Raw genomic sequence first — 26,337 nt, forward strand, 5'->3', positions numbered from 1 at the left:
CTCGTCGGCCCGCCCGAGGTACTCGAGCTGACCGTCGTGGCCCCACCGGACCAGGTCGCCGGTGCGGTACATCCGCGATCCCGGACCCCCGAACGGACACGCCACAAACCGCGACGCCGTCAACCCCGCCCGCCCCACATACCCCGCGGCCACCCCGTCGCCGGCCACATACAACTCGCCCACGGCACCGGTGGGCACCGGCCGCAACCACGGGTCGAGCACGAACAGGGCCGCGCCGTCCACCGGCGACCCGATCGGCGGCGTCCCGGATCCCCGCGCCAGCGGGGCGCTGATCGCCACACACATCGTGGTCTCCGTCGGCCCATAGGCATTGACCATCACCCGGCCCGGCGCCCACCGATCCACCACCTCGGCCGGACAGGCCTCACCGACCACCGCCAGCGACACCGACTCCAACCCCTCGCGCGACAACATCGCCACCGCCGACGGGGTTTGCGTCAACACGGTGACCTCGTTGGCGACGAGCAGGGCGTGGAAGTCTTTCGGCGAGCGGGCCACCGACTCGGGAACCACGACCAGCCGCCCGCCGCGCAGCAGCGCACCGAAGATCTCCCACACCGAGACGTCGAAGGCGTACGAGTGGCTTTGCGACCACACTCCCGCGGCCGGCAGACCCGCATCCAGCGATCCCATCAGCTGTGTCACGTTGCGGTGAGTAACCGCAACACCTTTGGGGATTCCGGTGGTGCCCGAGGTGTAGATCAGGTAAGCGACGTTGGCCGGGTCAGGCATCGGTAGTGTCGTGCCGGGTCGGGCCTCGATGCGTGGATCATTGACGTCGATGACGGTGACGCCGTGGCCGTCGAACCGCTCAGCCAGCTCCGCGGTGGTCACCGCGACGACCGGCTTGGAATCGGCAAGCATGAACCCGGTCCGTGTCTTCGGCGACGACGGATCGATGGGTAAGTAGGCCGCCCCCGTTTTGAGCACCGCCAGGATCGCCACGACCGCCTGCGCCGACCGCGAAAACAGCAGCGCCACAGACTCTCCCGGCCCCGCACCCCGCTCGGCGAGCAGGTGCGCCAGCCGGTTCGACGCCTCATCGAGCTCCCGGTATGTCACCGACGCGCCCTCGCACACCAGGGCCACGGCCTCCGGAGCGCGGGCCACCTGCGTGGCGAACAATTCCGGCACCGACACCGGCGCGCTCACCGGATCGGTCAAAATCGCTTTATTGCCAACCGTTTCCAACCGGGTGTGCTCATCGGCATGGAGCACGTCCAACGACGACAGCGGCCGGTCCGGCCCGGCTACCATGGTCGCCAAAATCCGCTGCAGCCGCTCCCCCAAATCCGAGACGTCAAAATTGGCGAACGGTTGCCCGTTACCGACCGTGCTCAGGAACTGCTGATCGCCGAATCCGAGGAAGAACAGCCCGAAGTGGCCCACCGGGCCAAAGCTGGTGTATTTCGCGGTCGCCGGCACCTCGCCGAGGCTGAGCGTGAGGCGGGCCGGAACGAAGTTGACGACAACGCGGTTGGGCGCCTGCCTCGGACCGGAGAATTCGCCCTCGCCGTCGAGAGTGCGGGTCGGAAATTGCTGATGTCGCAACGCTTCTCGTGATCGCGTATCGACGTGCCTGCAGAAGGCGGCGAACGTCGTGTCCGGCGCGGCGTTCAACGCCAGCGGCACAACCCCGGCGAGCATGCCCGGATGCGTCTTCGAAGCCGGATCGACTCGCCTGCTGACCGGGAAGTCGAGCACGACTTCGTCCGAACCATCAGCCGACCAGCCGCGCACCAGGAGTGCGCACGCCGCGGTGAGTACCGAGGAGCGACGGACGCCTAACGCTTTGGACAGCTCTTTGACCTTGCCCACCACCGACTGATCCAGTTGCACTGGCGGAGAGGGTGAATACGGGTCTCGCCCGTCGTCGGCTACGGTCGACGGATAAACCGCCCCGCTACTCGTGGGGCGGTTCTCGGTCCAATATTCTTGATCGTCAAGGAATTTGGGTGACGCCTCGTATTCAGACTCCCCGCTGACGAGGTCGTGCAGCGATCCGAAGAAGGCGGGCGGAATTGGTTTCCCGGAAGCGAGCGCGGAGTAGATAGCCGCGATCCGGCGACCGATCAGCGCAATGCCCATCCCGTCAATGGCGATGTGATGGCAAACCGTGAACCAGTAGTATTCGTCGGGAGCTGTCCGGAATAACGCGAACTTGATCATCGGGCCGGTGAGCGGCATCGGCGTTCGCTGGATCGATGAAGCCGTCTCACGGACTTCGCGCTCGGGCTCGCGCGACTCAGTCAGGTCATAAAAAACCAAATCGACATCGTCGTATTCGACCGCCTTCTGGAAGACCTGCCCATCCACTTCGAAGAACGAAGCCCGCAGGCTCTCAGCCTCATTCAGCACGTGTCGCATAGCCTGATGCAAAAGATCGGCGTCTATGGCGCCCTGGATATGCACGAGCACACCCAGCTGCCAAGCCACATCGAAGTACCCCGTTTGCAGCGCCAGCCAGATGTCCAGCTGACCCCGCGTCACCGGAAATGCGCGGTCACCACGCTCCACTAACGCCCCCCACCAAGAATTTGACCCCGAAGCCATTCATACCGTTACCGGTCTAATGATCACAAACCGGCGCGGTCAGCGTGTCGCGCAGACTTTTCGCCCGTATATCGGGCCAGGTTTCTTCGATGTAATGCATGCATGTGGCGCGGTCGGCTTCCCCAAAAACTACTCTCCAACCGGGCGGAATGACAGCAAATATTGGCCAAAGACTGTGTTGTTCTTCGTTATTGACCAGAACGAAAAAACGGCCATTGTCGTCATCGAACGGATTGAGCGGCAACGGATGAACCCCCTTACACCGACGTAAATTATAGAACTTATGCGCTACACACACCATCGAGCGGCCTTGCGGCGCTTGACGATTGAGCCGTCAGGCCCGGCCGGTATGTCGACCGGCCCGGGCGCCGGATGCCAGCGCCGATGAGTTCGGTCGTGAGGGGCGGCGCTGCGACACGATCGTCGCGGCGCCCATCCCGGCCCGTCGCCGACAGCTGGCGTTCACCGGTAGTGCACTTCGAACGAGTTGCCATTACAACTGTCGACGTCGCGATCCACGGTCGCGTGAATACCCCCCCAATGCTGTGCGAAACATGTGAAACCCGTTCTGACATAACCGATCCCCGGCCATTCTACTATTGCACTCGTGTTTTGCTGTTTAGCGAAAGTAACGTGTCGCGTGGGCGCCGAGTTCGCCGCGGCCTCCTAGTGTGCGCCCGGGCGCCCGGGCGGTATGGGCGCTGACGCTCATCGTTTGCCGTTGCCCGGTGGGTAGGATGTGCTTACGCGATCGCAAATATTTGCCCTTGACGTGTCGATTAGCTCGCCCTGGCGATCCACAACCACGGCGCAACCGACCGCATTGACGCACGTACGGGAGCCATGCGCATTGAGCAGCGTATACGAGGATCTCGAATTCGGCGGCAGCGCAACAGGCCTGCGTATCCGATCCGGCACCCACCATGCAAAAACGTACGGACGCTTGCTAGGACGGCCCCGGCGCCATCGCGATCAGCGACGCCATTTCATGGCGTGCCATAGCTGCAGGAACCCAGCCGGCCCGCGGCGCGTCGCCTACCGGCCGTCTCATATCTGAATGTCACCGCGCGGAATCCGCCGTCGGCACGGTACTGGCGTGGTTTGCCGAAGTCTATCTACGGCCGTCGATACGCCCCCGCACGCAGGACCGTTGTGATTGATCTCACGGACACCCGGTGCCGATCGCGTTCGCCAGGCCACGAGCGTCATGCCGGCCCGCTAACGGCGCTGCCCGAGACCGGCCAGGGGCGCAGGGTGGGTTCCCGCTCGCAGATCCGCCCTCTCACCTCCCCTACGGTGCGCCGGCGACTCCGCCCGAATCCGTTGAACAGGATTGGGTTTGGGCGCACACAGCTGATTCATAGCCGGCTTTGCCGAGCGAAAGTTTTCGAGTGTTGACCCCTCGCCAGCCGGCGTTTAGACCCCGCTGCTCGCGGGTAGAGCCTCGAACCATGTGGGGGTCAGTGCTGGGCTTGGGGATCCTGGCTGCGCTCAATCCGGTGCGTCTCGGCCTCGCCCTGCTGATGATCTCTCGTCCACGGCCCGGGCCGAGCCTGCTGGCCTACTGGCTCGGTGGGCTGACGGTATGCATACCCGAGCTGCTCATCCCGTTGATGCTGCTGAACTTCACGCCGATGTTCGGACACATTGCGCACGGTTCGGCGTCCCCGTCGACAGGCTCGACCCTCAGCAAGATTCAAATTGGCCTTGGTGTGGTCGGCCTCTCGATCGCCGCGGTGATGACGGTGCGCTTCCTGACGCGCCGACGGACGCCGCAGCCCGCACCCGACGACGACCGATCTCCGGAACCGTCGATGGTCTCGGGTGCACCGATCGCGATGCCGCGGCTGCTGACCCGCGCGCAGGATGTGCCGACCGACGACCCATCGCCATTCCGGCGTCTACTCGGCCGCATCCATAACGCCTGGGAGAGCGGCTCCTCGTGGGTCGCATGGATGATCGGCATCATCTCGGTGCCGGTCGACGGTGTCCTTTTCATCGTGGCCATCATCGCGGCCTCGGGTGCCTCGGTCACCGCGCAGGCCAGTGCCTCCGTGGCGTTCATCGTCCTGATGTACGCCGTCGTCGAGGTCATCCTCGTCGGCTACGTGGCCAGGCCGGCACAAACGCAGTCCTTACTGCTCGTGCTGCATGACTGGGTGCGGACCTACCACCGGCAGATCCTGGTGGCCCTGTTCACGGTGGTCGGTGTGTCACAGCTGGCGCAGGGCCTGCACATCCTCTGAATCGGCTCTCTCGACGGACGGAGAGACTCAAAATGACGGGGAACTCGCCGGCTTAGTCGAGTGAGGTGGTCAACCGGCGATGATCGGGTGCTGGGGGGTCTCGATCGTCCCTGAAAGCCGCGCTGGCCGGCGTCGGCCGCGGGAGGCATGTGAAGGAAAAATTGGTGTCTGCACGACGCGCGACGTCGACGTACCGACCAATCGGCTGTTTCTTCCCATCGTCGCCCGGTAGCGAATCCTGCACAACTGGCGCACTATCTCGCTATGAGACGAGAAGTCGGCGCCGAGATGGAAGTCGAAATCACCGCGGCCACGACGTTGGAATTTCAGATTGCTGTGGCACCGCACCCGCGCACCGAGGTCTTCGAGTCGCTGCGCTTCGTCTTGAACGGGCGGCCGATCACGCCGTTGGAAGTCAGCGGGCTGCACGGTAACCGTATCCATAAGTTCGACGCGGCGGTCGGCACACTGCAAGTCAACTACGAGGCGACAATCGTGGGTCAGACCGATCCGGCTCCGGTAACCGAGTACGACCAGTCGATGTACCTGCGACCCAGCCGTTATGCCGAATCCGACAAGTTCTTTGGTTTCGCCGCAACCGAATTCGGTAACGACCGTGATTCGTCGGAACTGCTCGAGCACGTGAGTTCGTGGGTGGGCACCAGACTGGACTATGTACCCGGCTCTAGCGATCCGATTGACGGGGCGGTGGACACGATGCTCGCCGGCGAAGGTGTATGCCGAGACTACGCGCATCTGGTGGTGGCACTCCTGCGAGCGGTCAGCGTCCCGGCCCGCGTGGCGTCCGTGTACGCGCCGGGCGTATATCCGATGGATTTCCACGCCGTCGCCGAGGCTTTCGTCGACGGGCACTGGCGGGTGGTCGACGCGACGCTGCTAGCACCGCGGCAGGCGTTGGTGCGGATAGCCACCGGTCGCGACGCCTCCGACACAGCGTTCCTCGATAATCACAAAGGCGCGATCACGCTGAATCGCCTGGCAGTAAGCGCCGTTGTTGACGGCGAATTGCCGCGCGATTCCATCGACCAACTGGTTTCCATCCGCTGAGGTCACCCGGCGGGACGCAACTGACGATTGATCGTCAAGCATCGTTGTGCCGCAACAGCATTGGGTACTACATCGAATACGTGCCCAAAGCTCGCAGCCCCGCACCGACCCGGGCTTGGATTCACCTTCGCATCAGGACTGCTTGCGGAAGCTATCGCGCACCGGCACCGCGATTCAACGGAACTCGACGACGCGCTTCAAGCATGCACTCGCCCTGGGCCGCACGAACTATCGATTCGGCGGTCTTGAACGCTGGGGAATCGTGATGGATCGAGTAGACGGGTAGGCCGGCGGCCCGGCGCAAAATCATTACCGCAAGCGCCGTACCGGTCCGGTGCGGAACCAACAGCAGCGTCGCCCGGGCATCCCGGCCCATGATCGTGATGACCTGTGGATGGACTCCCTGCAACCAGCCCCAATTCAGATCCCGCTGGCTTTGCAACGCTGACCAATTGACGTTGATGTCGACGACCTGGCCTAAGCGGGCCTCCAACACGGAGACCAAATTAGGCAGTTCTCGCGAGACCTGTCCTGTACGGGGCCACCAAGCGCCATCGATCTTGTTCCCGAGCCGGGATGCCAGTGTGAGTCGCAGTGGGGTCACCGGGCGCTCCGCACCATCACGCTGATCGAGCTCACCGTCACGTCCGGTATCGGATTGCGTTCAGACGCAACGAGTCCGAGCAACTGAAATGCGCGATTCATGCAACGACCCTTCACAGTTCGAAGCGATCGGCCCGTAAGTCGGGGCGACGGAGGAATCGCATTGTCCGTGATCTCGCTCGCGCAATGACGTTCGAGGCCAGCGCCGACAACGAAACGGCTCTACTGCGACCTTACGCCCCCAGCTGCTGATGTGTCATCGCTGGGCCAGACCGTGAAGTGGATCAGCACGGGCTCGTCGTGCATCGGCATGTCGACAACCGACGGCATGGATGCGAAATGCGTTGAGCCGAAGCCTGGTTCCGGACAATGCGCCGCCTGGTATCGATGAATTTTCCGGTGCGGCGTCGAACTTCAGGCGATCAATTTCGTCAGCGAGCGCTGGATTATGCTTTTTTCAATCCTCTTCGGTCAGCGCGGTCGGCGTCCGAGCCCAGTAGAGCAGAACCCGACACCCCTAAGGGGTGTACGCTGGCCGAACCGGGACCAGCCAGGCCCCCAAAATCAAAGGGCCGCAATGTCTGACAAATCCCCTCGGCAAGCCATGGCCAAGAAATCGGGCAAGTCTTTGAAAGAGAAGCGCGCTGCGAAGCGCACCAAGGCCGCCCAGAGCTCGCCGACCGAACCTTTGCTGCATACCAAGAAATCCTGACGCGCCGACTTCCCACAACGCCCGTCGGTCCGGGGGCGCACCCAAAATTCTGTCGGCAGGTGTTTTGGTGATTCGTGCTACGGTTACCGCGCGGATGTCTGTGAATTACATCCACTAAAAGAGAGAAGTTTGGCATGGCGCAGGGAACTGTAAAATGGTTCAACAGCGAAAAGGGTTTCGGATTTATCGCTCCTGACGGCGGAGAAAAAGATGTCTTCGTCCACCATTCTGAGATTCAAGGGAGCGGTTTTCGCACGCTCGAGGAGAATCAACGGGTCGAGTTCGAGATCACCCAGGGACCCAAAGGCCCTCAGGCGGTTGGAGTGACCGCCGTCTAGACCCACGGCTCCAGTCACGTGACCCGGTTTGGGCGACCGATCCTGAATTAGCTTGCGCCGCAGCACAATCTATCGCTAGGCAGCACGGATTCTGTGCCGGCGCCGATTAGCGCGGAAGCTTAGCGCAGTCGCCAGTCCCCCGCGCCGCACGTCGTTCCCCGCGTCTGCCACCCGTGATCGTTCCGCGGCGCTGCCGAACCTGTTCTCGGACGCCGTCTCTGGTGCGTCGTCGGCGGTGGCGAGCAGAAAGCGGTTGGGCAGCGCCAGTTTACAGATTGTGCGGACGGTCAGTAGGTACTGCCGAAGCAACGGACCCGTGGTGTAGGGCAAATCGTAGGTGACGCACAAAGCGCGCACCCGGGCGGCGATCTCGGGGTAGCGATTGCTCGGCAGATCGGGGAAGAGGTGGTGTTCGATTTGGTAGCACAGGTTTCCACTCATGAAGGCCAACACCGGCCCGGCTCGGAAGTTGGCGGTACCCAGCATCTGCCGGAGGTACCATTCGGGTTTCGTCTCACTCTCCAAAACTGACGGGGCGAACTTTTCCGCTCCATCCGCGAAGTGACCGCAGACGATTACCGCGTACGCCCACACGTTGCGCAACCCGTTGGCCACGATGTTCGCCCCGAGTGTGCGGCGCCACCGCCGACGGCTCAACGCGGGAAAGAAAACATAATCCTTGCCGATCTGGCGAGCCATCTTGCTCATCATCACCCTCTTGTGGGCAGATTTGCCGGCGTCTGTCGTCTCGCGATCCTGTACCGCGTACAGGCCGTGCAGTGCGACGCCCCATTCGAAGGCGACGGCCAGCAGCACCGCGCGCAACGGCTGCGCCAAGGAGCTCGGCTGCCACTCCTGATCTCGAGTGACCCGTAAAACTCCGAATCCGAGGTCGTCGTCCACGCCCACGATGTTGGTGAACAGATGGTGTAGGTGGTTATGAGAGGACTGCCAGTGCTTCGAGGGACCGACCATGTCCCATTCCCAGGTACTGGAATGGATTTCCGGATCGTTCATCCAATCCCACTGACCATGGCTGATGTTGTGGCTGAGCTCCATGTTCTCGACGCACTTGGCCGCGGCCAGCGCAGCGGTTCCGGCAGCCCATCCGAGCTTGCTTTTGGTACCGCCGATCGTCAACCGCGCCGCGATCTCGAGGCACCGTTGAAAGGCGATGGCGCGCCGGATGTACTCACGGTCCTTGGCTCCGCGCGAATCTTCGACGTCGCGTCGGATCGCCTCCAGCGCGACCGCCAGCGCCTCGACGTCGTCATCGCTGAGATGGGCGTATTCAGGTACTTCGGTGATGGCCATCGACGCTCAACGCGCTTTGCGCGCGGCGGCGTACGGCGTTCGCGCGACGGCACGCGGACAGGAGAAGTTCACGAAACGCAGCAAGATGGGTCACGTCCGATCTTTTGAGTGGAGTTATGCGCAAGGGGCGGGGATCGGCGCGAGGTCAACGTCTACGCCCGCCGGTGCGGCCTTCCAGCTGATTCCGCTGCCGTCGTCGCCACCATCGGATGGGGTGACACGGCGACCCCTCCGGAACCTATCGGCCCCGGTGGACGGCTGAATCATCTGCTTGAGTACCTGCCCGATCGGCTCTAAACGTTGGTTGAACCCCCCGAGGCTACAGCAGCCGCGAGAACGGCGGTCTTCGCATGAGCAGAGGGACGCGCTGCGACGCAGGGCGTCCTCGGACTGCTTAGTGGTCAGACGTGTGCGAGTCGTCCGATTTATCGTCAGAGTCGTCGGACTTGCCAGCGTCCTCCCCCGACTTCTCGTCAGTGTCCTCCGACTCGTCAGCATCTTCCTCCGACCTGTCGTCATCTTCCTCCGACTTATCGTCAGCGTCCTCGGACTTGTCCACGTCCTCCTCAGACTTGTCGTCAGAGTCGTCAGAGTCGCCGGATTTGTCCGACTTGTCGGAGTCATCGGCCTCGTCGGCTTTGTCTGCATACTTCGTCAAAAGCCCAGCTAATTCCCGGGCCTCTTGAGGTGACAGCAAGTCGTCGAATAACCGCTCATCGCTCTCAGAGATGCGCTCGAGGTAAACCGCATCGCTCTCGGCCCCGACATCCCATCGGCCTCCTTCGTGACGAACCATTCGATGCCGCCTTCCGACTAGTGAGCTGTTTGAAAACCTGACGCGGTCCCGCGCTTGTTACGTTGCTTACCCACTTCTGCCGTGGCAGATGACCACGATTTTTTGCAGCGCTTGGCGGGGTGGTCTTGCGTCCGCCGCGCACTTCATCGGCTAGGGCTGAAATGCCGGAAGAACAGAGCCGGAATCGCGAATCTCCCAGATGCTGCTTTTACTCACGCCGTCGAAGTTGATCTTGTCCAACGTGGCTCTCGAATATGTGAGGTCGATGGCGACCTGGGTCGAGGTGTTGCCGTACGGGTCGGTCATCGGGAAGGTGCCCTGAACGTTCACCGCGGAAGCGGCGGGATAGGTCGCTCTTGCGTACTTGAGAATGGCGATGGTGTCGAGCCGCGCACCGTCTTTGATCATCGCCTCGGTGTAGTTGTCGCGAATGGCAAATCGGGCGTTGACGACGTCGCCGTCCGGGCCGGCGCCGGTGGTGAAGGTTACCCCGTCCGGCTTCTTGGGACCGCTCGGTGCCGAGGGCGCCGCCTCGGTCGGTGTCGACGGTCCGGCGGTGGTCGGGCTGCCCGATGAGATCGATTGGCTGTCTTTCTTTTCGTCGAAACCCCAGCTTTTGCCGATGACGACGAGCAGAACGAGCACGACCAGCACCGCCAGCGCCAGGACCGCCTTTCCGGAGGCGCTTTTTTTGGGCGGCTCTGTGGAGAAAGCCCACTCGCTGATCCAGTTGGTGCCGTCGAAGTACCGCTGCAGCCCGTGGCCCACCCCTGCTGGATCGGGGTACCAGCCGGGCGCCGATGTGGGCGGGGGCGGCGGCTGTTCAGCGGGCATGTATCCATCTTCGTCGCGACAGAGACATCCCGGCTACCCGCAACGATGGCCGCTCGAAACCGCCCCACCGCCACTATGAGGCCGACGTCGCAAAACCAATAGTCTGGTGTTTTGAACGCCCTGCTTCTGCGAGAGGTAACGACATGCCTGCACCGTCAGCCGAGGTCTTCGACCGCCTGCGTCAGCTGGCCGCGATCAAAGACGCCACCGCGCGCCAGACCAGGACGATCGAGGAGGTCTTCACCGCCAAGCCGCTGACCACGATCCCGATCGGCACGGCCGAGGACGTGGAAACCGCATTCGCCGAAGCGCGGGCGGCTCAGGTCGCCTGGGCGAATCGCCCGGTCACCGAGCGCGTCGACGTCATCGGTCGCTATCGGGACCTGGTCGTCGAGAACCGCGAGTTCCTGATGGATCTCCTGCAAGCCGAGGCCGGCAAGGCCCGATGGGCCGCGCAGGAGGAAATCGTCGACCTGATGGCGAACGCAAACTACTACGTGCGCGTCTCGGCGGAACTGCTGAAGCCTCGAAAGGTGCAGCCGCTGCTCCCGGCGGTCGGCAAGACCACGGTTGTCTACCAGCCCAAGGGCGTGGTCGGGGTGATTTCGCCTTGGAACTACCCCATGACCCTGACCGCGTCCGACTCGGTGCCGGCACTGCTGGCGGGCAACGCGGTGGTGCTCAAGCCGGACAGCCAGACCCCGTATTGCGCGCTCGCGTGTGCCGAGCTTTTGTATAAGGCCGGCCTGCCGCGAGCGCTCTACGCGGTCGTGCCCGGGCCAGGCTCGGTGGTCGGCACCGCGATCATCGACAACTGCGACTACTTGATGTTCACCGGCTCGACCGCCACGGGCAGGCAGCTCGCGGAACACGCCGGGCGACGGCTGATCGGTTTCTCGGCCGAACTCGGGGGCAAGAACGCGATGATCGTCGCGCGGGGAGCCAACCTCGACAAGGCCGCCAAGGCGGCCACCCGCGCCTGCTTCTCGAATGCCGGCCAGCTGTGCATCTCCATCGAGCGGATTTACGTCGAGAAGGACATCGCCGACGATTTCATCGGCAAGTTCGGCGCCGCGGTTCAGAACATGAAGCTGGGCACCGCGTATGACTTCTCGGTCGACATGGGCAGCTTGATCTCGGGGGGCCAGCTGGAAACGGTGACGGACCACGTGGACGACGCGAAAGCCAAGGGCGCCAAGGTGATTGCGGGCGGCAAAGCTCGGCCCGACGTCGGGCCGCTGTTCTACGAGCCAACGGTGCTGACCGACGTCACGCCGGAGATGGAGTGTGCGGCCAACGAGACGTTCGGCCCGGTCGTCTCGATCTATCCCGTCGCCGACGTGGACGAGGCCATCGAGAAAGCCAACGACACCGAGTACGGGCTCAACGCCAGCGTGTGGGCGGGCTCCTCCGCGGAGGGCCAGCAGATCGCCGCCCGGCTGCGATCGGGAACCGTCAATGTGAACGAGGGTTACGCGTTCGCGTGGGGCAGCCTCGGCGCACCGATGGGCGGGATGGGCCAGTCCGGCGTCGGCCGCCGACACGGTCCCGAAGGCTTGTTGAAGTACACCGAATCGCAGACGATCGCGACCGCGCGCGTGTTCAATCTCGATCCGCCCCTTGGCATTCCGTCGAGTCTTTGGCAGAAGTCGTTGGTGCCCGTCGTGCGCGCGGTAATGAGGCTTCCCGGCCGGAACTGACTTCGGTTGCTCCGGCGCGGCCCGGCTGAAGAGTTACATCGCGGTTTATGCCGTTCGAATCGTAAATCCGCGTTACGCTCTTCGATGTCAGCGGCACAGCGCAGGTCAGGGGTCCGCTATGAAGGCAGACGAGAAGCTATCTCAGGAAGACGCTCGTCGGCTACGCCGGTACGCCACATTCGGTAACTTCTCCGATGCCGAACTACAGCGTCTCGCCCGAGCAGCTCATCGCACTTCGACCTCGGCCCCGTTGCCGCTGATTCATGAGCAAACTCCGTCCGACTCTTGCTACATCCTGCTCAGCGGGGAGGTGGGAGTGTACGTCGGCCAGGACCGCGTTGCCGCGCTGGGACCGGGCGAAGTGATCGGCGAATCGGCGCTCCAACGTGGGAGACTGCGTTCGGCAACCGTGACGACGATCGGGCCGGCCGAGTTATTACGGATCGAACGCGACGATCTCGCCACGTTGCTCGACGAGATTCCGGCACTTCGCGAAATCATTGACGCGTCCGTCGCGCGGCACGTGCCCGTAGACCTACCGCCGAAGCCAAAACCGTCGCACTCCAAGTTGGGCGCCTCAGTCCGCACCGACTTGGTCGAGCGGTTTGAGCAGGCCGCCGACAGCGCCGGTGTGGACGTCGCGACCGCGCTCGAAGATGCGCTGACCCACTGGATCGAACGGAACAGCAAAGCGTAGCCACTGCCTTCGTTGCAAGAATCTACTACAGAACGTAGTATCTGGGTCATCTTGCCGCGCACAAGGGGGTGCAATGTGAGGTGGAGTTTCGCCCAGATCGGGCTGCTGATCATCTGCGTTTTTCATGTCGTCCAGGCGGTGATCGGCCTCATCATCAATCCCAGCTTCGCGACCGGGCCCACCGCGCCGACCGTGCAGCTACTCGGAATGGACTACAACGGCTGGCACGCCGTCGCCGGTCTTGCCTTGTTCGCTCCGGGACTGGTGTTCGCTATGCGCAAGTCCTGGGCTGTGCTGTATCTACTGCTCGCCGCGATAGCCGGTGCGCTGCCGGGCATTTGGGCCTTCTTCTCCCATCAGGTCGCGTTCGTTTTCACGTTTCCCAACAATGTCACCGACGGGGTCGTGCACTTGGTGACCGCCGCGGTCATGGTCGCGGTGGCAGGCGTGCAGATCCGGATCGACGGTGGGCTTCGGAACTCACTCGCCGATCTTCGGAAAGCGCGGTAAATGCTCCCCGTTGGCGGCTCACCGCGCCGGCGCTCAGAGAACAGCGCAACAGCGCATCTACTGATCGTCAGGTGCAGAGCGGGAGAGGATTTCCTTGACCACTCGCACCGCATAGAGCACTAGGACGGTGTCGATGCGCGCCAAGGCCCAGCCGGGTGCTAACCATCGTTGACGAGGTTCGCGAGGAAAGCGGGTAACCGGCCAGCTCCAAAGTCATAAAACCGCGCCCACTGCGGGTCGATCGAGATGCGCACCATCTGCTTATACGTCGACCGCACGTTGCGTTCGAACTCGGCAAGTTGAGGTCCTTCCATTGACCTCCTCGCTGCCGCGAGGTACTCATCGGTGACGCCGTCGAGGGTTTCCAGTGTGGCAAGGCCACGCACCAAGAGAGCCTTCGCCTCTTCTGGGGTGGAGCCGGTGTCGATCGTCAACGCCACTTCCGGGCGGGACGAAAGCGCGCGGGCTTTCGGTGAGGTCGGTGCCGTGGATACAACGATGCGTTCGCCGGTCCAGTAGAACCCAACGGGGATAACCCGCGGGAAGCCATCAGGTCCGTTGTAGGCGAGCCGTGCCATGGAGCCGGAGAGCAACTTCTGGGCGTCGGGGTGGCCAAGCTCCCGAGCCAACTCCTGCGTGTTCATCACACTCGTAGTCCTACCCGGTCCGGCCCGAGCTGGACACCTGCGGATACACACAAACGTCAGCTGGGTGGGGCTACGGAACGGAAAAGGCACCTCCCGTACCTCTGGAAAGTGCCTCTGACCTGCGTCGGGCTGACAGGATTTGAACCTGCGACCACTTGACCCCCAGATAGCCGAACGGCGTTTTCGCGTGTTCGCTCGGAGCAGCTCTTAGCAGGTCAGCGCGTTTTCATAACGCCCGTTAACACCCCCTAACGGGCGCGATTTTCGGCTGGTTGGGGTACCGGTAGGGGTACGGCATCGATTCCGAACATGCAGGTCAGGCGCTCAGCGACCACTTGAGCATAGGTCAAGTGACGCCCAACCATGTTGCATCGCACAAACGGTTGCGCTTTGCACAGACACGCCGGCAATGCACAATTTCCTTGTGGGCCTTGCTATTTCGCTCCTCCGCGTTGTTAGCTATGCGCCATGACGACGAAAACAATTCACCCGCCGGCTGATGCCCGGGAGTGTTCCCCTGGGAGTTCGACGGAGCCGGTTGGTCGCGGTGGTTCGACGGCGCGGTGTACACCGTGGGCCCCGACGGTGACGATCACCGGCCGGCAATTCGACGACGGCACGGTGCTGCGCGGCGTGGCGCTGGACATCGGCGGCGACGAGCTCCTCGACGCCGACGAGGCACGCTCGGTTGCCGCGGTGCTAATCGTGGTCGCCGGCAACCTCGAAAAAAGTTGATCGCCCTGAGCGATCTATCGTTGCGGCAACCGTGTACGCAGATGCTCTACTACTGCCTGCCGTGCTTCGTTTCTTAGCTTCGCAAGGTCCCCGAAAGCTTCGCGAATTGCGGATACCTCTCCTGCTCGGTGTTCAGCGGTAATTACTCGCTGCTCCCGGTGGATCAGGTCGCTCAAAGCGGATTCTCGCTGCTGGATACGTTGAATCACTTGGCGAATCTCACGATCGGTGACGACCATGTCGGCTGCCAAAACTTTCGCGTCAAAAGCCAGAAGATGGCCGGCCCAAGCGACATACGCGGCGCTGCTTCGCTCTAATAGCCTCGCCTCCGCTTGGGGGGCCAAGGCCTTACCGGCGAACTTGCTGATTGCTTCCAACGCGTCGCACAGCTCACCCACCGGCACCATGAGAGCACCAATTTCGCGCACGACGTCGCTTATGACGGTGATCTGTTGGCGGACGTGCTCACTCCCGAGTATCTGCTCATGCCTAGTTTCGGCGCGGGCAAGCTCCTGTTCGTGAAGTTTTTTGGCCTGGTCAAGACTTTCGCGGTGATGCTGTTTGAGGCGTCGAATGTCAAGTCGATGTTGCCTGTCATTCTCTGCGATCGCGCGTCGAGCGTCGGACCTGGCGATAGCAGATTGGCCTAGCGCGACAACTACCGCGGCGAATGTCCCGATGGCACCCCATTCGTCTGGTTTCCACCTGAAAATGAGCTGCAGCGCCACGCCGATCAAAGTGGCAAAAAAAGCGGCCAATGAGACGTGGACGATGGTCCTCGATGGCGGGACGGCCGCAGGCAGGTTGCGCAAGATGTATGGCCGAGTCAATTGATGGTGCCGAGGACAGTCATGTCCGCCGGTGAGCGAACTGGCAACGTGAATGACATGCCACCGATTATTCTCGGCGAGTGCCGTTCCGTCTCGGGCTTCACCATGCGGTGAGCCGGTCGGTTCTCTCTTCGCGGAAACCACCGGCCGGTGGAATGACCTGATATCCGAGCGACTCGAGCTCAGTAACGGCGCATTCAGGTGAGTCGCGGACGACCGCCCGCGTCTGGATACGACGCCACCGCGCACGGCCATCTCGGATGGTCTGCTTCCAATCCGCGCCGCCCTGAAACCCACAATCGCGGATAAGGAACTCGATGACGTCCTCGAGGCAGGGCCGGAAGCGTTCGCCTCCCATCGGAATGTGAAGCGACTCAACGCTATGCGGCGTGTCGTGGTCTAGCCGGGACAAGATGTGTGTCAGTGCGCCACGATGCGCCGTTATCTGCAGGTGCGATCGGGGCTTGTTATTCGGTTTCCGGTCGTAATCCCACCGAATAATCGGCGTCCGATCCAGCTTTGCCTTCAGCACGAACGACGAATGCTCGACAGCGATGTGAGTGGAGTATGAGTCGACACACAGCTTGTAGTTCGCTGCCAGTTCGGCCAGTACCGTGTCTGGCTGATCGTTCGGCCCCCGGAGACCTAAGCTCAGATCAACTACTGACCTTAGACGACCAGCCTCGGCCATTGTCACGTCCAGAAGCCAGCCAGTGTTCGCCAAGCAGGTCGCAGCATTCTCGACGTCGGTGACGAAATCGTCTACCTCTTCGTTGAACTCGTCGTGAGTCAACGTCATCGCGGGTTAGGCCTGAGTCTCTCCCAGCAAGAATGCGATGGACTCAAGCTGCTCCCACGCATCATGCTCGTCGCCGGCGAGAGCATAACTGTTGGCGCGGTCACGGATTTCCTCGAACGACATATCCAATTTTCGGAGGATCGATGCACGTCTCGCCCGCAATTCGTCATCGGACAGGCTCGCAATCTTCGTCATCTGAACTCGTCACCTCCCTAACCCAGGACATGATGGCACTAAGTGTTGCACCCGGCATGTCGTGTTCGCGGCACATAGTTGCGCCTGTCATAAATCCATAATGCGGAAGCGACCGACAAGTTTTTTGCATCTCACGATCGAAATGGGCTTGGAGCTGCACAAACACGCTTAGCTCGCGTTGCCGTCAACAACCGCGCGGCCGACGACGGGGTACCGCGCCGGGCCCTCGGCGTTAGCGGGGCTCAGTAATGCGGGCGAGGTGGCTCGTCGGCTGGACGTGCCCCATGCCGTCGTTGGTAGTACTCGTCGAGGCGACGACGCGCACCGCGCCGCCGCCACGGGTTCGTGAATGCCTCTGCCGGTGACACCCGAGATTGCGCAGCGCGTACCAGCGCGCCAACGCTCTTGTTGAACTCGGTGGCGCAGTGATGCAGGTTCGCGGTGTATTGGTCGATTTCCTCGATGGATCGCATTTCGGTCGCGCCGCCGTAGCGCATTGAGCGGCCCACCGCGTCGAACTCAATGTAGGCCGCCCCCATCGCTTCAAAGCATGGCGGATCGACGATGGTCAGCGTCCCAATCGAAAACGCGCAGTCGACGTCGAGCAGCGTGGCGCCCATCGCCGCCATAGCAGTCTGAAGGCGCTCACCCATCGCCTTGGTGGCTGCAATGACCTGCGCCGAGTCCGCCGCTTGCCCTTGCGCCATGAGGTGGCGAACATGCTGAGTCATCTCCGTCATGGCCGTGCGCGTGTCAAGCTCACGCAGCATAAACGAGTTTGTGGCAGTGCGGATTTCGCCGATAGCTTCACGCTGAGGAGCACGGTATGCGTCGCGGGTACGGCGGCGCTCGCGCGCCCAGGTCAGCACGTAAGCACCGAGCGCACCGCTGCCGATGTACTTAAGCGCCTCGGGGAGCCACGTCATAAGCCCGCGAGCCTACCGCCCTCCGCCCTGGGTCGGGGTTAGGTGGATCATGCCGGTGCAGCGCCGACGAACACGCCGCAGGCTCCTCACCACACCCGCGACCGTCCCGCGGCGACCCGCCGAGCACCCGTTGCTGGCCGACACCCCCGTTTTTGAGGGGTCGCTGTACAAAAAAGTTTCTGAGTACCGCTGGCAGTCAGGCAGGGGGGTGGCCCGACTTTTTCAGGCCTCTGAGCTGCGCAAATATTGCGACCACTGCGGTCCTAGCGGGAACGGCGAGAGTCTTTGTCCAGCAGTTCCCGCAGCCGTTTTGCGCCACGGTCGGACACACCTTGTGACATGACATAGCTGGCCGCTTGTTCGGCGCTGAGCCTGCCGCTACGCAGGTGTTCGATGAGATGCCGCCGAGCGTGGTCCTTCTCATCCGGCCCCGTCCATCCGTTGTTGCCGCCGTAAAACACCGCGGAGTCGAGGTCCTCTCGGACATCGTCTGGAATGTCCGACGAAGTCGCGGTATCGGTTAGCAGGTTGATTGCGTTGGCACCGGCTGCCCATTCGGCGAGGGGAAACAACGATCCTTCGACGACGACGAGTGAGTATCCGCGTGCGAGGTCCATCGCATAGCGAAGCGACTTCTCGTCCGGTACGTAGGAGAACACCGGGCCTCGATCAAAGCGGCCTCGGCTGCGCGGTGTGGCGTGTCCGCCAGCGCGAGCGATTTCGTCGAGAGTCTCGATGCCCCATCCCGCGTCCTGGGTGTTGGTGACGAGGAGCGGCGGAACGCCCTCGGCTTCGCTTTGTTGCCATAGCCAGTCCGCGGCGATCGCAGCAGCGTCCGCCCAATCCCGCTGTGGGTCGTCGTCGGGTACCCACGCGGCGGCGCGCAGGTGGGTTTGTGGGTGCAAATCAGCCATCTGCGGCATTGTCTCCCGAGCGGCGGCGCCGGGCTAGAACCGCGCCTCGGGAAGGTCGCGTGTCGCCCGCGGCGCGTGATCGCTGGACAGTGGCGGTGTGGGGCCAAGTGGGCATGTGTTGGCGTGGTCTTCGGGGCCCCATGATGCGGTTGAGCAGGTGCAGCGGGCGAACTCGCGTGGGAAGGCGCCAAGCTGTTGCGCGATCACTTCGCGGTGGCGCGCCTCGCGGGTTCGCCGGTCTGCCTCATAGTCGGCCGTCATGCGTCCGATTCGGAGGTCACGGTGGCGGCCGCTCAGTGACGGGACGGCCGGCCACCGTGGTCGCGCTCATCAGGCCATGCCAGGCAACCGCGAGCGGCGACGTCTAGTAGAACCAGGCCGGCTTGTCGGCGCCGGCGTCGACGGGCTCGAGACTGTGGCCAAGCTCGGTCATGGGGACGGCGGTCTCGTTGGGCACCGAGGCGAGGACCTCAGCCATGCCGGGATCCGCCTCGATGAGCATCTGCCAGTGTTTCTTTCGGGCCGCGGTGATCTTGCCCTTGCTCACCGCCTCGTCGACGAGCCCAAGACGGCACGGTCACGGCGGGCGGTGCCGCTCTCCCCTGCCGTCGTGACGCTCCTGCGCAAACAGAAGGCCAACCAGGCCGCCGAGCGGTTATGCGCGGCGAATCAGTGGACCGATACCGGGGGCTGGTGTTCACGACCGAGCTCGGCGGGCCCGTCGATCCGCGCAACCTGCTGCGCGTGCTCGAGGTGGCCGCGAAGGCGGCCGGCGTCGAGGGTGTCGGCGTGCACACACTGCGGCATTCGGCGGCGGTGGCGTGGCTCGAGTCGGGCGTGCATATCAAGGCGGTGTCCGACCTGCTCGGGCATTCCAGCATCGCGATCACCGGCGATGTGTACGGCCACACGAGCGACGACACGGCGCGCGCCGCGGTGGACAGTTTGGCGGGACGACTCGGGCTATGAACGCAAGCGGACACGCGCAAACGCGGCCTGGTTGGGGTACGGGTTGGGGTATCGACCCGTGTTGGGGTACTGACCGAGAGGTGAAAATACCCTCTGACCTGTGTCGGGCTGACAGGATTTGAACCTGTCATCGGGGAGGTGTAATTTGTAGCTGGTAGGCAGTGGAAATGCCGCTTAACCAGCAACGACGAGAATAGCACAGAGTTGCCAGCAAGTGACCAGAAGTGACTAGAATTGCCTGTTGCATCGCACATGGATAGCACGCAAGGGGTCGCGCCATGGCTGGCAAGAGAGGTCACCGAGGCTGGGGACACATCAGACGTTTGCCGTCATCACGCCGGTACCAGGCCAGCTACATCGGTCCCGACCTGGGACGGCACGTAGCACCGACCACGTACGTCAGCAAGATGGACGCCGAGCACTGGCTGGCATCTGAGCGCCGACTGGTCGACCGCGACGAGTGGACTCCCCCACGACTACGCACCGCGCAGCTCAGGGCGCAGTCCAAAACGTTGGGCGAATACGCGACCCAATGGATCGAGCAGCGGACCCTCAAACCGCGGAGCCGGTCGCTGTATGAGTCACTGCTCAAACTGCACATCGAGCCCACCATCGGTAAGGTACCGCTCCGGTATCTCAACAGCGAGTCGGTGCGCACCTGGTATGCCAAGCTGGGGACGGAGCACACGAGGCGCAATTCTCACGCTTACGGACTGTTGCATTCCATTTGCGCTACCGCCGTGAAAGATGGCCTGTTGCAGGCTAATCCGTGCCAGATCGAACGGGCCATGAATACCCAACGCAAACGCGAGCCGGTGATTCTGGATATTGCCGAGGTTGCCGCGCTAGCGGATTCGATTGCGGCACAATACAAAGCGCTGGTGCTGCTTGCGGCCTGGACCGGGCTGCGATGGGGCGAGGTCATCGAGTTGCGTCGTAAAGACGTAGGCGCGGCCTGCGAGGTGCTTACCGTGAGTCGTGGGGTTACCCGCGACGCTGGTGGATATCACGTCGGGTCCACTAAAACCGGCAAACCCCGCACTGTCGTGATTCCGCCACACATTCGGCCCGACGTTAAACACCACTTAGACGTTCACACCGGCAAGCAACCCGATGCTCTGCTATTCCCCAACGGCGCGGGTAAACACTTGAACGACACCGTGTTTCGGCGCGGCCACTTCCGGCCAGCACTGAAAGCCATTGGCCGCGACGGTGTTCGGGTCCATGACTTAAGGCACTTTCAAGGCACGGTGGTTGCCCGTGTCGGCAACTTGGTGGAGAGCATGGCCCGCTTGGGTCACTCGACGGCCCGAGCGTCGCTGATGTATCAAGCCGTGGTGTCCACCCGTGACGCCGAGATAGCTGATGCCCTGTCGGTCCTGGCACTGGACGCGCAGGCGCAGGCGCAGACACCAGGTGAGTCAAAAACGCCAAAATTACTCACCTGACGAATCAAGATCAGGTGATTCACTATCGCGTTTTTGAAGGTGGCCGAGATTGACGTTTTTCGGCCACCTACTCACCTGATCTGTGATCACCAGGTGTCGGCATAGGTCGCACCTGGTTTCGCTGCCCCAGCGTGCAGCTCAGCCACTCGCAATGGGCCGCTGATCGACCACCCACCGGAGTTGGCGTTGCTGGTCGGCGTCGAAACCGAGTGCCGTCATGATGTCGGACCAGGTGTAGCCCATGGCGCGTAGTCCTCTGATGACGGTTGGCCAAAACGAGGTCTCGTCGTAATGCTCCCAGGCAATGGCCATCAGGTTTTGTGCTTGATTGCGGTTCATGGTGTGCACGGTACACCTGCTCAGACCTGTTGTGCTGTGCGGATTTCCGTACATATTGTCCAGATTACGGACTGTCAGACCGTCTGACAGTTACCACGTGACTTGCCCCCTGAGCACGGGAGTGGTCACTCGGCGGCTCACCCGCAACCCTAAGCCACCCCAGGATTGCCCCTGGTAGACAGCCATGGACGCACAGGTCACGTCGCGGTAACAAACCAAAGTTGTTCCGGCAGTCCACACACCCGCAGTTAACGTGGACTGTAAGTGCCAAAAGGGCACCAGAGAACACGAACAGGAATTTGCACCATGCCAACACGACACTGGGTCAGTCTCTACGATGCCGCCGACGAATTAGGTTGCAGCATACGCCATTTGAGACGGCTCATATCTGCCGGGGAGTTACGTGCCTACCGGATCGGAACACACCGCATGATCCGAATCGACCGGGCTGACCTGGACAAGGTTATCCAGCCAGTAGTGCCGAACGGGCCGGTCCCCGAATATGAAATCGAAGAACGCCGCGACCGGTTTATGCGGCCAAGCGGTGAAGCATGAAGCACAACGACTGGCCAGCACGCGCGATTGGTTCGTGGGATGAGTACTATGCCACGCGAAATGGTCCGAGCGCAGCATGACCGACTACGCCGTCAAAGCAACAACCACGTTGCTGCACAACGCTATTCCCGACGCCGTCGAAGCGTATCCAGCGGCAACGCCGATCACCATCGCCCGGGGGCTGGTGGATCGCATGACATCGGATGAGCGCCAAGTGATCTTGGAACAACTTGTGTCACAACGAGTGCAGACCTGCCAGCAAGTGAAGAAGCCACGCACGCCACCAGGTGAGTGTGCATGATGAGTGACAGTGACTACCCGGTGACGTTTGTCACGTCTGAAAGATTGCCAGGGTTCATCATCCACGTCGTTTTCTTTACGTTACTCGACACGCCGGGAACACATTTCATGGCGTTCGCAAACTTCGCCAGAGGCGACATACTTCGGACGATTCAGCATATGGAGGGCGACCGGGGTTACACCGTTATTGCGCGCGACATTGACGACCACGAAGCACAGCTTCTCTTGGAAGCGATGTTGCGCACCGATAGACGGGTTATTGCCGGGTTAGTCGATGATTTAACCTTGCCCGGCTTTGAGCCCGAAGTGGTGGAGTGGATGGATGAGTGAACAAGACTCCCAGCCGGGACCGGTGAGGCCCGACCTGGCCCCGGCTGGTAACCAACCGAAAGCATTGTGCTGCACGTGTTTTACCCGACCTGCAATGAAGGACAGCAAGCGCTGCTCTGACTGTGGGACCGGACGGCGGCAGTGATGCCACGCAAGCGATATAAGGGTAGGCCGTCCACGGCACGCGGGGTACCGGTGCCGATTTGTCGAGCACGTTGCCCCAATGGGTTTGGCGTATGCGGGCTGATGAAACATCACGACAGCCGGTGGCACCGTGGGGTATCGCTGGGTCGCATCATCGAATGGCCAGCGCAACGGGATGATTCAGACGATGCCGCGTAGCTACAACCAGACTTCGATGCGAGACCGCACCGAATAACCGCCGGAAGGAATAAGAACAATGAGAAAACTGGCACTGTTAGTCACCGAGACAACGTAACACGGGGTACGAGGTCATGGTGCCCGACGACTTCGACACGTCCAACTACGAAGCGCTAGAGGATTTGATCGATAAGACGACCGAACCCGTCGAAACATTGGGCTGCACACGGGATGACATCGAGGTCGAATACGACCAGCTGGTCGACTCATGGCCAGACAATGCCGCGTAGGCGACTGCGACCGCGACGCCAGGGCACGCGGCTGGTGCAAACGGCACTATAACCATTGGCTCGATTACGGAGATCCGTTGTTGGGCACGTTCGTTGAGCATAATCCCACGTTCTGCCAAGCTCCGGTGCCAGGCGGGTGTGACGGGCGCGCTCGCGTACATGGTCTATGCCTTGCCCACAATGCACGCCGGTCGCGGTCCATGCCGATAGACGTTGCGATCCATCGCCGCAAGCCCGGTGGTGGCCGGAAACCGCGCAGGACTAAGACAATTGACTCAGTGGGAGGTAATGCCAGCTAGCGCGTAGAATCGAAATGTTAACCAACACAACAGATAGGAACACCTGACGCATGACAGCGAAAACACAACCGAGATAAGAACGAACCGGCAGCCCTCACGTAAGCTGCCGGTTCGCGGAGGTCAGTAGCGGTGACCAAACACCAGACTACCACAGAGAATAACGCGCCAACCGATAACGGTTGGCAACCATACAAACCAAGCAACGACGTTACGCCGTGGCATCCAGATCCTGTGTTACCTGGCTGCGAAGACTGGGACGACGAATATAAGTGGAGCCAGGCCGTTCAAGACGGCTTCAATCTCTACCTCGCACCAGATATTCCTGAGGTCCGCGAACACAACATAGCTGCACGCAAGCAATGGGATGCCGCCCAAGAGATTCGTCAACGCGAAAGCGCGAAGATTCGGGCGGGCATGTCTGCCAGCGCACGACGTAAACGTGCTCTCGGCCTGCTGAACTGGCGCTGCTTCACAGGCCAACAGTGCGGTACACAGGGCTTCCCTGCGCTGGCGCTACTTACAGGTGGGATCAATAGCCCGCGAGACGGGGAGACCACAAAGGCGCTTAGGTATCTCGCTCCACTTGTCAACGACAGAGACCTTACCCGTGAAGACCTGCGCGACGCGATCATTCGCGCCAACGAACTCAACGGCAGTCTTTCCGACCCGAACAATAAGAACCATGCCCAGGTAGAAGCGGCCATCGACCGTGCCATAAGCAAATTCACTGAGCCATTCGACTGGACAAGGCTCGACCAGGACGGCTACACCACGGCAAGTGGCAGCGGTATTCCCGCCGAGGTGCGAAAGAACGAAAATGCCGGCGAGGGGCGTGAATTCGAAAGCGATGTAGTTACAACTGAATTCGAGCCGCGCCCCACTGCCGTGTCAGGTGATCAGTTCATTCTCGATGACCCGCAGGACGTCCCGGCGTTGTGGGGCAGCGGGACTCATGTGTTGTGGCCCGAAGGCGAAGCGCTGATGCTTGCCAGTATGCCCGGATTATGTAAGACGACACTCGCCGGGTTGCTGGTGCGCGCCCAGCTTGGTTTGGGTGACGGCAAGGTGCTTGGGCTGCCGGTGCGCGAAATAGAGGGCAACATCTTGTATTTGGCGATGGATCGCCCGCCACAGATTGGCCGCTCGATGTCTCGGCAGTTCACCGAGGCAGATCGCGAGGTTTTGAAACGACGGCTCGTCGTGCGTAAAGGACCGCTCCCCAACGACTTGGCCACAGATCCCGAGATGCTGCTCGCGGTAGCTCGTGAACACAACGCCAGCGTCGTCTATGTCGATAGCCTCAAAGACGCGGTGATCGGTCTCACCGACGACAAGACAGCAGCCGCATACAACCGAGCGCGTCAGACACTCACCGCGGCCGGTATCCAACTGTGCGAGCTACACCATTGCCGGAAAATGCTGCAAGGCAATGAGCAGAGCAAGGCGCTGTCGGAGATTTACGGCAGCATATGGCTGACCGCTGGTGCTGGCTCAGTGATCCTGCTGACCGGCGAATCCGGTGACGTGTCGATCAGCTTTGAACACGTCAAGCCAGTGCTGGAAACCGTGGGACCGTGGCGGCTCATTCACGACCAGAAAGCTGGTCAAGTCAGGGTGGACGCGAGTGCCGATCTGTTGGACGTACTCAAAGCCAGCGGACCAGACGGGATCACTATCCCTGCTGCTGCATCCCATCTGTTCGATACCGACAAACCGACACGGGCACAGACCGAACGGGCTCGGCGAAAGCTGGACAAGTACGCCGACGAGGGTAGGGCGATTGCCTGTGGTGGCATCAAAGGTGGACCGCCAGCCACCTACTACGCGACCTAATACCTGTCAGCGGATCTTTATTATCTGCGCAGGTCAGAGGGTGCGTGATTTTAAGCCATTGCGCGTACGTACGCTGAAAAACGTTGCCCCGCAACGGGATAGAGCTGTAGCAAACGATTCTTCGCCACAAAAGTAAATCACGCTAAATCACGCTCCGAGGTATAACCGCAGGTCAGGAAATCACGCGGTGTTTTGGCCCGATTAAATCACGCACCAAATCACGGTAATCACGTTTCAGGTATTTGTGCAGGTCAGGAAATCACGCACCAAATCACGGCAATCACGACAGGCAAATCACGTTTTGTGGGGGGTCTATTAAATAGACCCCCACACACGGGATGCCCTGCCAGCTAACGAGCTAGAGAACTACTAAGACATTCGACTCACTGCCGACATGCACCAATGGACGGCGGAAACGTAGCCTGGCGACCGTGGAACCGATACGCGCCATACCGTTATGGCCTGCCCGACAAAGCGGCGTGTCTGATCTACTTTCGATTGTCAGTCAGGCACCATCGCTACCCGGCGCATCCTGCAATGGGCAGCACCAGGTATACGACCTCGCGGCTCTCGGTGATGCCGACGCTCAGCGCCAGGCGCTTGACACGTGTGCTGGTTGTCCGCAACGCGGTCGGTGTCGTGAGTGGGCGCAGTCACTTAGCGACCGGGAACGTCGGGATCTTGGAGTGGTCGGCGGGGAGTGTCACGCGCCGACCAAAGCGGCAGCGGTGGTGGCTCGCAGTGTCAAGCCAGAACAGCCCCGAATCGAGGCCCAGCGGCCACGCACAGCCACGACCCACCCGCCAGGGGTACCGAACCATGGTCGGCGGCAACGTGAGGCTCAGAGGCAACGGATTGAGCAGGTCCGTGCGGCACGGCGGGCACAGCGGTTGGCGGCCCAGTCGGCTGCTCAACGGCGGGTATCGTGATCTCCAAGGTTGACTAATCCAGCTTCTTGTTTGCGCTGACCAAATCCTCAGTGCCACAGTCGGATTCCGCTGTGCCGAATCGTGGCAAACTGTTCTGACGGTACAGCAAACGCCGAAAACTAGAACAGGTTATAACGCCCAAACATCTGTTCCGCTACTACAGCAGGTAGTTTCCATCGTTGCAGGTCAGAGACTGTTCTACACCACCTCCTCAGGAAGTCATCAGCGCAGGTCAAGCCAGTTTTTTTAATCAACACGACCCTCCGGCTGCTAGGCATCCCAGATT

Annotated in this window: 29 protein-coding genes; 15 read left to right on the forward strand and 14 right to left on the reverse strand. The window is 61.7% G+C overall.

Annotated features, from left to right (window positions below; genetic code table 11):
* Both A5782_RS15385 and A5782_RS25580 read right to left on the reverse strand, forming a co-directional pair.
* The coding region (locus tag A5782_RS15385) for an amino acid adenylation domain-containing protein (protein WP_156623962.1) at window positions 1-2,538 on the reverse strand (2,538 nt) is incomplete at its 3' end.
* 52 nt (window positions 2,539-2,590) lie between these two features.
* Window positions 2,591-2,818: an MbtH family protein gene (locus tag A5782_RS25580; protein WP_082942949.1), complete on the reverse strand. Its 228-nt coding sequence runs from the start codon at window positions 2,816-2,818 to the stop codon at window positions 2,591-2,593.
* 1,207 nt (window positions 2,819-4,025) lie between these two features.
* Between A5782_RS25580 and A5782_RS15395 the strand changes: the two genes are divergently transcribed.
* Window positions 4,026-4,820, forward strand: a complete 795-nt coding sequence (locus tag A5782_RS15395) for a GAP family protein (RefSeq protein WP_067101631.1) — start codon at window positions 4,026-4,028, stop codon at window positions 4,818-4,820.
* A 264-nt stretch (window positions 4,821-5,084) separates the two neighbouring features.
* Window positions 5,085-5,888, forward strand: coding sequence for a transglutaminase family protein (locus A5782_RS15400; protein WP_067101636.1), 804 nt, complete (start codon window positions 5,085-5,087; stop codon window positions 5,886-5,888).
* 151 nt (window positions 5,889-6,039) lie between these two features.
* On the opposite strand, the gene A5782_RS15405 is transcribed toward A5782_RS15400, so the two are convergent.
* Entirely contained in the window at window positions 6,040-6,492 is a 453-nt protein-coding gene (locus tag A5782_RS15405) for a DUF5994 family protein (RefSeq protein WP_067101640.1), read from the reverse strand.
* Window positions 6,493-7,068: 576 nt separating this feature from the next.
* On the opposite strand from A5782_RS15405, the gene A5782_RS27050 reads away from it, so the two are divergent.
* The gene (locus A5782_RS27050; protein WP_255360780.1) at window positions 7,069-7,203 is read left to right on the forward strand and encodes a hypothetical protein; all 135 of its coding nucleotides are present in this window, start codon (window positions 7,069-7,071) and stop codon (window positions 7,201-7,203) included.
* 134 nt (window positions 7,204-7,337) lie between these two features.
* Entirely contained in the window at window positions 7,338-7,541 is a 204-nt protein-coding gene (locus A5782_RS15410; protein WP_067101644.1) for a cold-shock protein, read from the forward strand.
* Window positions 7,542-7,616: 75 nt separating this feature from the next.
* Here A5782_RS15410 and A5782_RS15415 read toward each other — a convergent pair whose 3' ends face one another.
* The 3 genes from A5782_RS15415 to A5782_RS15425 form a co-directional block, all read right to left on the reverse strand.
* Window positions 7,617-8,855: a fatty acid desaturase gene (locus A5782_RS15415; RefSeq protein ID WP_067101648.1), complete on the reverse strand. Its 1,239-nt coding sequence runs from the start codon at window positions 8,853-8,855 to the stop codon at window positions 7,617-7,619.
* A gap of 394 nt (window positions 8,856-9,249) precedes the next feature.
* Window positions 9,250-9,651 carry a hypothetical protein gene (locus A5782_RS15420; RefSeq protein WP_067101653.1) on the reverse strand — a complete coding sequence of 134 codons (402 nt, stop codon included), beginning with the start codon at window positions 9,649-9,651 and terminating at the stop codon, window positions 9,250-9,252.
* A gap of 150 nt (window positions 9,652-9,801) precedes the next feature.
* Entirely contained in the window at window positions 9,802-10,485 is a 684-nt protein-coding gene (locus A5782_RS15425; protein ID WP_067101656.1) for a DUF2510 domain-containing protein, read from the reverse strand.
* 143 nt (window positions 10,486-10,628) lie between these two features.
* Between A5782_RS15425 and A5782_RS15430 the strand changes: the two genes are divergently transcribed.
* From A5782_RS15430 to A5782_RS15440, 3 genes are all read left to right on the forward strand, one after another.
* Window positions 10,629-12,185: a succinic semialdehyde dehydrogenase gene (locus A5782_RS15430; protein ID WP_067101659.1), complete on the forward strand. Its 1,557-nt coding sequence runs from the start codon at window positions 10,629-10,631 to the stop codon at window positions 12,183-12,185.
* A gap of 118 nt (window positions 12,186-12,303) precedes the next feature.
* The gene (locus A5782_RS15435; protein ID WP_067101662.1) at window positions 12,304-12,882 is read left to right on the forward strand and encodes a cyclic nucleotide-binding domain-containing protein; all 579 of its coding nucleotides are present in this window, start codon (window positions 12,304-12,306) and stop codon (window positions 12,880-12,882) included.
* A gap of 75 nt (window positions 12,883-12,957) precedes the next feature.
* Window positions 12,958-13,392 (forward strand): DUF4383 domain-containing protein, encoded by a 435-nt coding sequence (locus tag A5782_RS15440; RefSeq protein WP_067101666.1) that lies wholly within the window; start codon window positions 12,958-12,960, stop codon window positions 13,390-13,392.
* A gap of 158 nt (window positions 13,393-13,550) precedes the next feature.
* Here A5782_RS15440 and A5782_RS15445 read toward each other — a convergent pair whose 3' ends face one another.
* Entirely contained in the window at window positions 13,551-14,036 is a 486-nt protein-coding gene (locus A5782_RS15445) for a pyridoxamine 5'-phosphate oxidase family protein (RefSeq protein WP_067101708.1), read from the reverse strand.
* A 588-nt stretch (window positions 14,037-14,624) separates the two neighbouring features.
* On the opposite strand from A5782_RS15445, the gene A5782_RS26205 reads away from it, so the two are divergent.
* Entirely contained in the window at window positions 14,625-14,774 is a 150-nt protein-coding gene (locus A5782_RS26205) for a hypothetical protein (protein ID WP_156623963.1), read from the forward strand.
* Window positions 14,775-14,788: 14 nt separating this feature from the next.
* Here the strand turns inward: A5782_RS26205 and A5782_RS26210 are convergent, their stop codons facing one another.
* From A5782_RS26210 to A5782_RS26860, 6 genes are all read right to left on the reverse strand, one after another.
* A complete protein-coding gene (locus A5782_RS26210; RefSeq protein WP_156623964.1) occupies window positions 14,789-15,532 on the reverse strand; it encodes a hypothetical protein in 744 nt (247 codons plus the stop codon).
* 172 nt (window positions 15,533-15,704) lie between these two features.
* Complete coding sequence (locus A5782_RS15460) at window positions 15,705-16,403, reverse strand: hypothetical protein (protein WP_156623965.1); 699 nt, start codon at window positions 16,401-16,403, stop codon at window positions 15,705-15,707.
* 6 nt (window positions 16,404-16,409) lie between these two features.
* Window positions 16,410-16,598: a hypothetical protein gene (locus A5782_RS15465; protein ID WP_067101676.1), complete on the reverse strand. Its 189-nt coding sequence runs from the start codon at window positions 16,596-16,598 to the stop codon at window positions 16,410-16,412.
* A 242-nt stretch (window positions 16,599-16,840) separates the two neighbouring features.
* Window positions 16,841-17,524, reverse strand: coding sequence for a hypothetical protein (locus A5782_RS15470; protein ID WP_067101679.1), 684 nt, complete (start codon window positions 17,522-17,524; stop codon window positions 16,841-16,843).
* Window positions 17,525-17,787: 263 nt separating this feature from the next.
* Window positions 17,788-18,438 carry a hypothetical protein gene (locus tag A5782_RS15475; protein ID WP_156623966.1) on the reverse strand — a complete coding sequence of 217 codons (651 nt, stop codon included), beginning with the start codon at window positions 18,436-18,438 and terminating at the stop codon, window positions 17,788-17,790.
* A gap of 364 nt (window positions 18,439-18,802) precedes the next feature.
* The gene (locus A5782_RS26860) at window positions 18,803-18,985 is read right to left on the reverse strand and encodes a hypothetical protein (protein ID WP_369815635.1); all 183 of its coding nucleotides are present in this window, start codon (window positions 18,983-18,985) and stop codon (window positions 18,803-18,805) included.
* A 146-nt stretch (window positions 18,986-19,131) separates the two neighbouring features.
* Here A5782_RS26860 and A5782_RS26865 point away from each other — a divergent pair, with 146 nt between their 5' ends.
* Both A5782_RS26865 and A5782_RS15490 read left to right on the forward strand, forming a co-directional pair.
* Window positions 19,132-19,407: a tyrosine-type recombinase/integrase gene (locus tag A5782_RS26865; protein WP_231986693.1), complete on the forward strand. Its 276-nt coding sequence runs from the start codon at window positions 19,132-19,134 to the stop codon at window positions 19,405-19,407.
* Window positions 19,408-19,814: 407 nt separating this feature from the next.
* Entirely contained in the window at window positions 19,815-20,855 is a 1,041-nt protein-coding gene (locus tag A5782_RS15490) for a tyrosine-type recombinase/integrase (RefSeq protein WP_369815636.1), read from the forward strand.
* Between the two features lie 138 nt (window positions 20,856-20,993).
* On the opposite strand, the gene A5782_RS15495 is transcribed toward A5782_RS15490, so the two are convergent.
* On the reverse strand, window positions 20,994-21,194 hold the full coding sequence (locus A5782_RS15495) for a hypothetical protein (protein WP_067101694.1): 201 nt from the start codon (window positions 21,192-21,194) through the stop codon (window positions 20,994-20,996).
* Window positions 21,195-21,500: 306 nt separating this feature from the next.
* Between A5782_RS15495 and A5782_RS27290 the strand changes: the two genes are divergently transcribed.
* The 5 genes from A5782_RS27290 to A5782_RS25595 all read left to right on the forward strand — a co-directional run bounded on the left by A5782_RS27290 (window position 21,501) and on the right by A5782_RS25595 (window position 25,122).
* Complete coding sequence (locus tag A5782_RS27290) at window positions 21,501-21,749, forward strand: helix-turn-helix domain-containing protein (protein ID WP_082942950.1); 249 nt, start codon at window positions 21,501-21,503, stop codon at window positions 21,747-21,749.
* Between the two features lie 76 nt (window positions 21,750-21,825).
* Complete coding sequence (locus A5782_RS15505) at window positions 21,826-22,050, forward strand: hypothetical protein (RefSeq protein ID WP_067101698.1); 225 nt, start codon at window positions 21,826-21,828, stop codon at window positions 22,048-22,050.
* Window positions 22,050-22,379, forward strand: coding sequence for a hypothetical protein (locus A5782_RS15510; RefSeq protein ID WP_231986694.1), 330 nt, complete (start codon window positions 22,050-22,052; stop codon window positions 22,377-22,379). Before A5782_RS15505 ends, A5782_RS15510 begins: the two co-directional genes overlap by 1 nt.
* Window positions 22,380-22,834: 455 nt before the next feature.
* On the forward strand, window positions 22,835-22,990 hold the full coding sequence (locus A5782_RS26215; protein WP_156623967.1) for a hypothetical protein: 156 nt from the start codon (window positions 22,835-22,837) through the stop codon (window positions 22,988-22,990).
* Window positions 22,991-23,418: 428 nt separating this feature from the next.
* The gene (locus A5782_RS25595; RefSeq protein ID WP_156623968.1) at window positions 23,419-25,122 is read left to right on the forward strand and encodes an AAA family ATPase; all 1,704 of its coding nucleotides are present in this window, start codon (window positions 23,419-23,421) and stop codon (window positions 25,120-25,122) included.
* Window positions 25,123-26,337: the final 1,215 nt, after the last annotated feature.

Source organism: Mycobacterium sp. 852002-40037_SCH5390672 (genome assembly GCF_001665875.1).
Taxonomy (GTDB): domain Bacteria; phylum Actinomycetota; class Actinomycetes; order Mycobacteriales; family Mycobacteriaceae; genus Mycobacterium.

Bases quoted from the DNA above. Each gene is read 5' to 3' on its own strand.
- A5782_RS26215 (WP_156623967.1), top strand. From the start codon at position 22,835: ATGGTGCCCGACGACTTCGACACGTCCAACTACGAAGCGCTAGAGGAT.
- A5782_RS15425 (WP_067101656.1), bottom strand. From the start codon at position 10,485: ATGCCCGCTGAACAGCCGCCGCCCCCGCCCACATCGGCGCCCGGCTGG.
- A5782_RS15445 (WP_067101708.1), bottom strand. From the start codon at position 14,036: ATGAACACGCAGGAGTTGGCTCGGGAGCTTGGCCACCCCGACGCCCAG.
- A5782_RS15470 (WP_067101679.1), bottom strand. From the start codon at position 17,524: ATGACGTGGCTCCCCGAGGCGCTTAAGTACATCGGCAGCGGTGCGCTC.
- A5782_RS15475 (WP_156623966.1), bottom strand. From the start codon at position 18,438: ATGGCTGATTTGCACCCACAAACCCACCTGCGCGCCGCCGCGTGGGTA.
- A5782_RS15415 (WP_067101648.1), bottom strand. From the start codon at position 8,855: ATGGCCATCACCGAAGTACCTGAATACGCCCATCTCAGCGATGACGAC.
- A5782_RS15430 (WP_067101659.1), top strand. From the start codon at position 10,629: ATGCCTGCACCGTCAGCCGAGGTCTTCGACCGCCTGCGTCAGCTGGCC.
- A5782_RS15505 (WP_067101698.1), top strand. From the start codon at position 21,826: ATGACCGACTACGCCGTCAAAGCAACAACCACGTTGCTGCACAACGCT.
- A5782_RS15495 (WP_067101694.1), bottom strand. From the start codon at position 21,194: ATGAACCGCAATCAAGCACAAAACCTGATGGCCATTGCCTGGGAGCAT.
- A5782_RS15510 (WP_231986694.1), top strand. From the start codon at position 22,050: ATGAGTGACAGTGACTACCCGGTGACGTTTGTCACGTCTGAAAGATTG.
- A5782_RS15420 (WP_067101653.1), bottom strand. From the start codon at position 9,651: ATGGTTCGTCACGAAGGAGGCCGATGGGATGTCGGGGCCGAGAGCGAT.
- A5782_RS15435 (WP_067101662.1), top strand. From the start codon at position 12,304: ATGAAGGCAGACGAGAAGCTATCTCAGGAAGACGCTCGTCGGCTACGC.
- A5782_RS15395 (WP_067101631.1), top strand. From the start codon at position 4,026: ATGTGGGGGTCAGTGCTGGGCTTGGGGATCCTGGCTGCGCTCAATCCG.
- A5782_RS27050 (WP_255360780.1), top strand. From the start codon at position 7,069: ATGTCTGACAAATCCCCTCGGCAAGCCATGGCCAAGAAATCGGGCAAG.
- A5782_RS15400 (WP_067101636.1), top strand. From the start codon at position 5,085: ATGAGACGAGAAGTCGGCGCCGAGATGGAAGTCGAAATCACCGCGGCC.
- A5782_RS15490 (WP_369815636.1), top strand. From the start codon at position 19,815: ATGGACGCCGAGCACTGGCTGGCATCTGAGCGCCGACTGGTCGACCGC.
- A5782_RS15410 (WP_067101644.1), top strand. From the start codon at position 7,338: ATGGCGCAGGGAACTGTAAAATGGTTCAACAGCGAAAAGGGTTTCGGA.
- A5782_RS27290 (WP_082942950.1), top strand. From the start codon at position 21,501: ATGCCAACACGACACTGGGTCAGTCTCTACGATGCCGCCGACGAATTA.
- A5782_RS15460 (WP_156623965.1), bottom strand. From the start codon at position 16,403: ATGACGTTGACTCACGACGAGTTCAACGAAGAGGTAGACGATTTCGTC.
- A5782_RS15465 (WP_067101676.1), bottom strand. From the start codon at position 16,598: ATGACGAAGATTGCGAGCCTGTCCGATGACGAATTGCGGGCGAGACGT.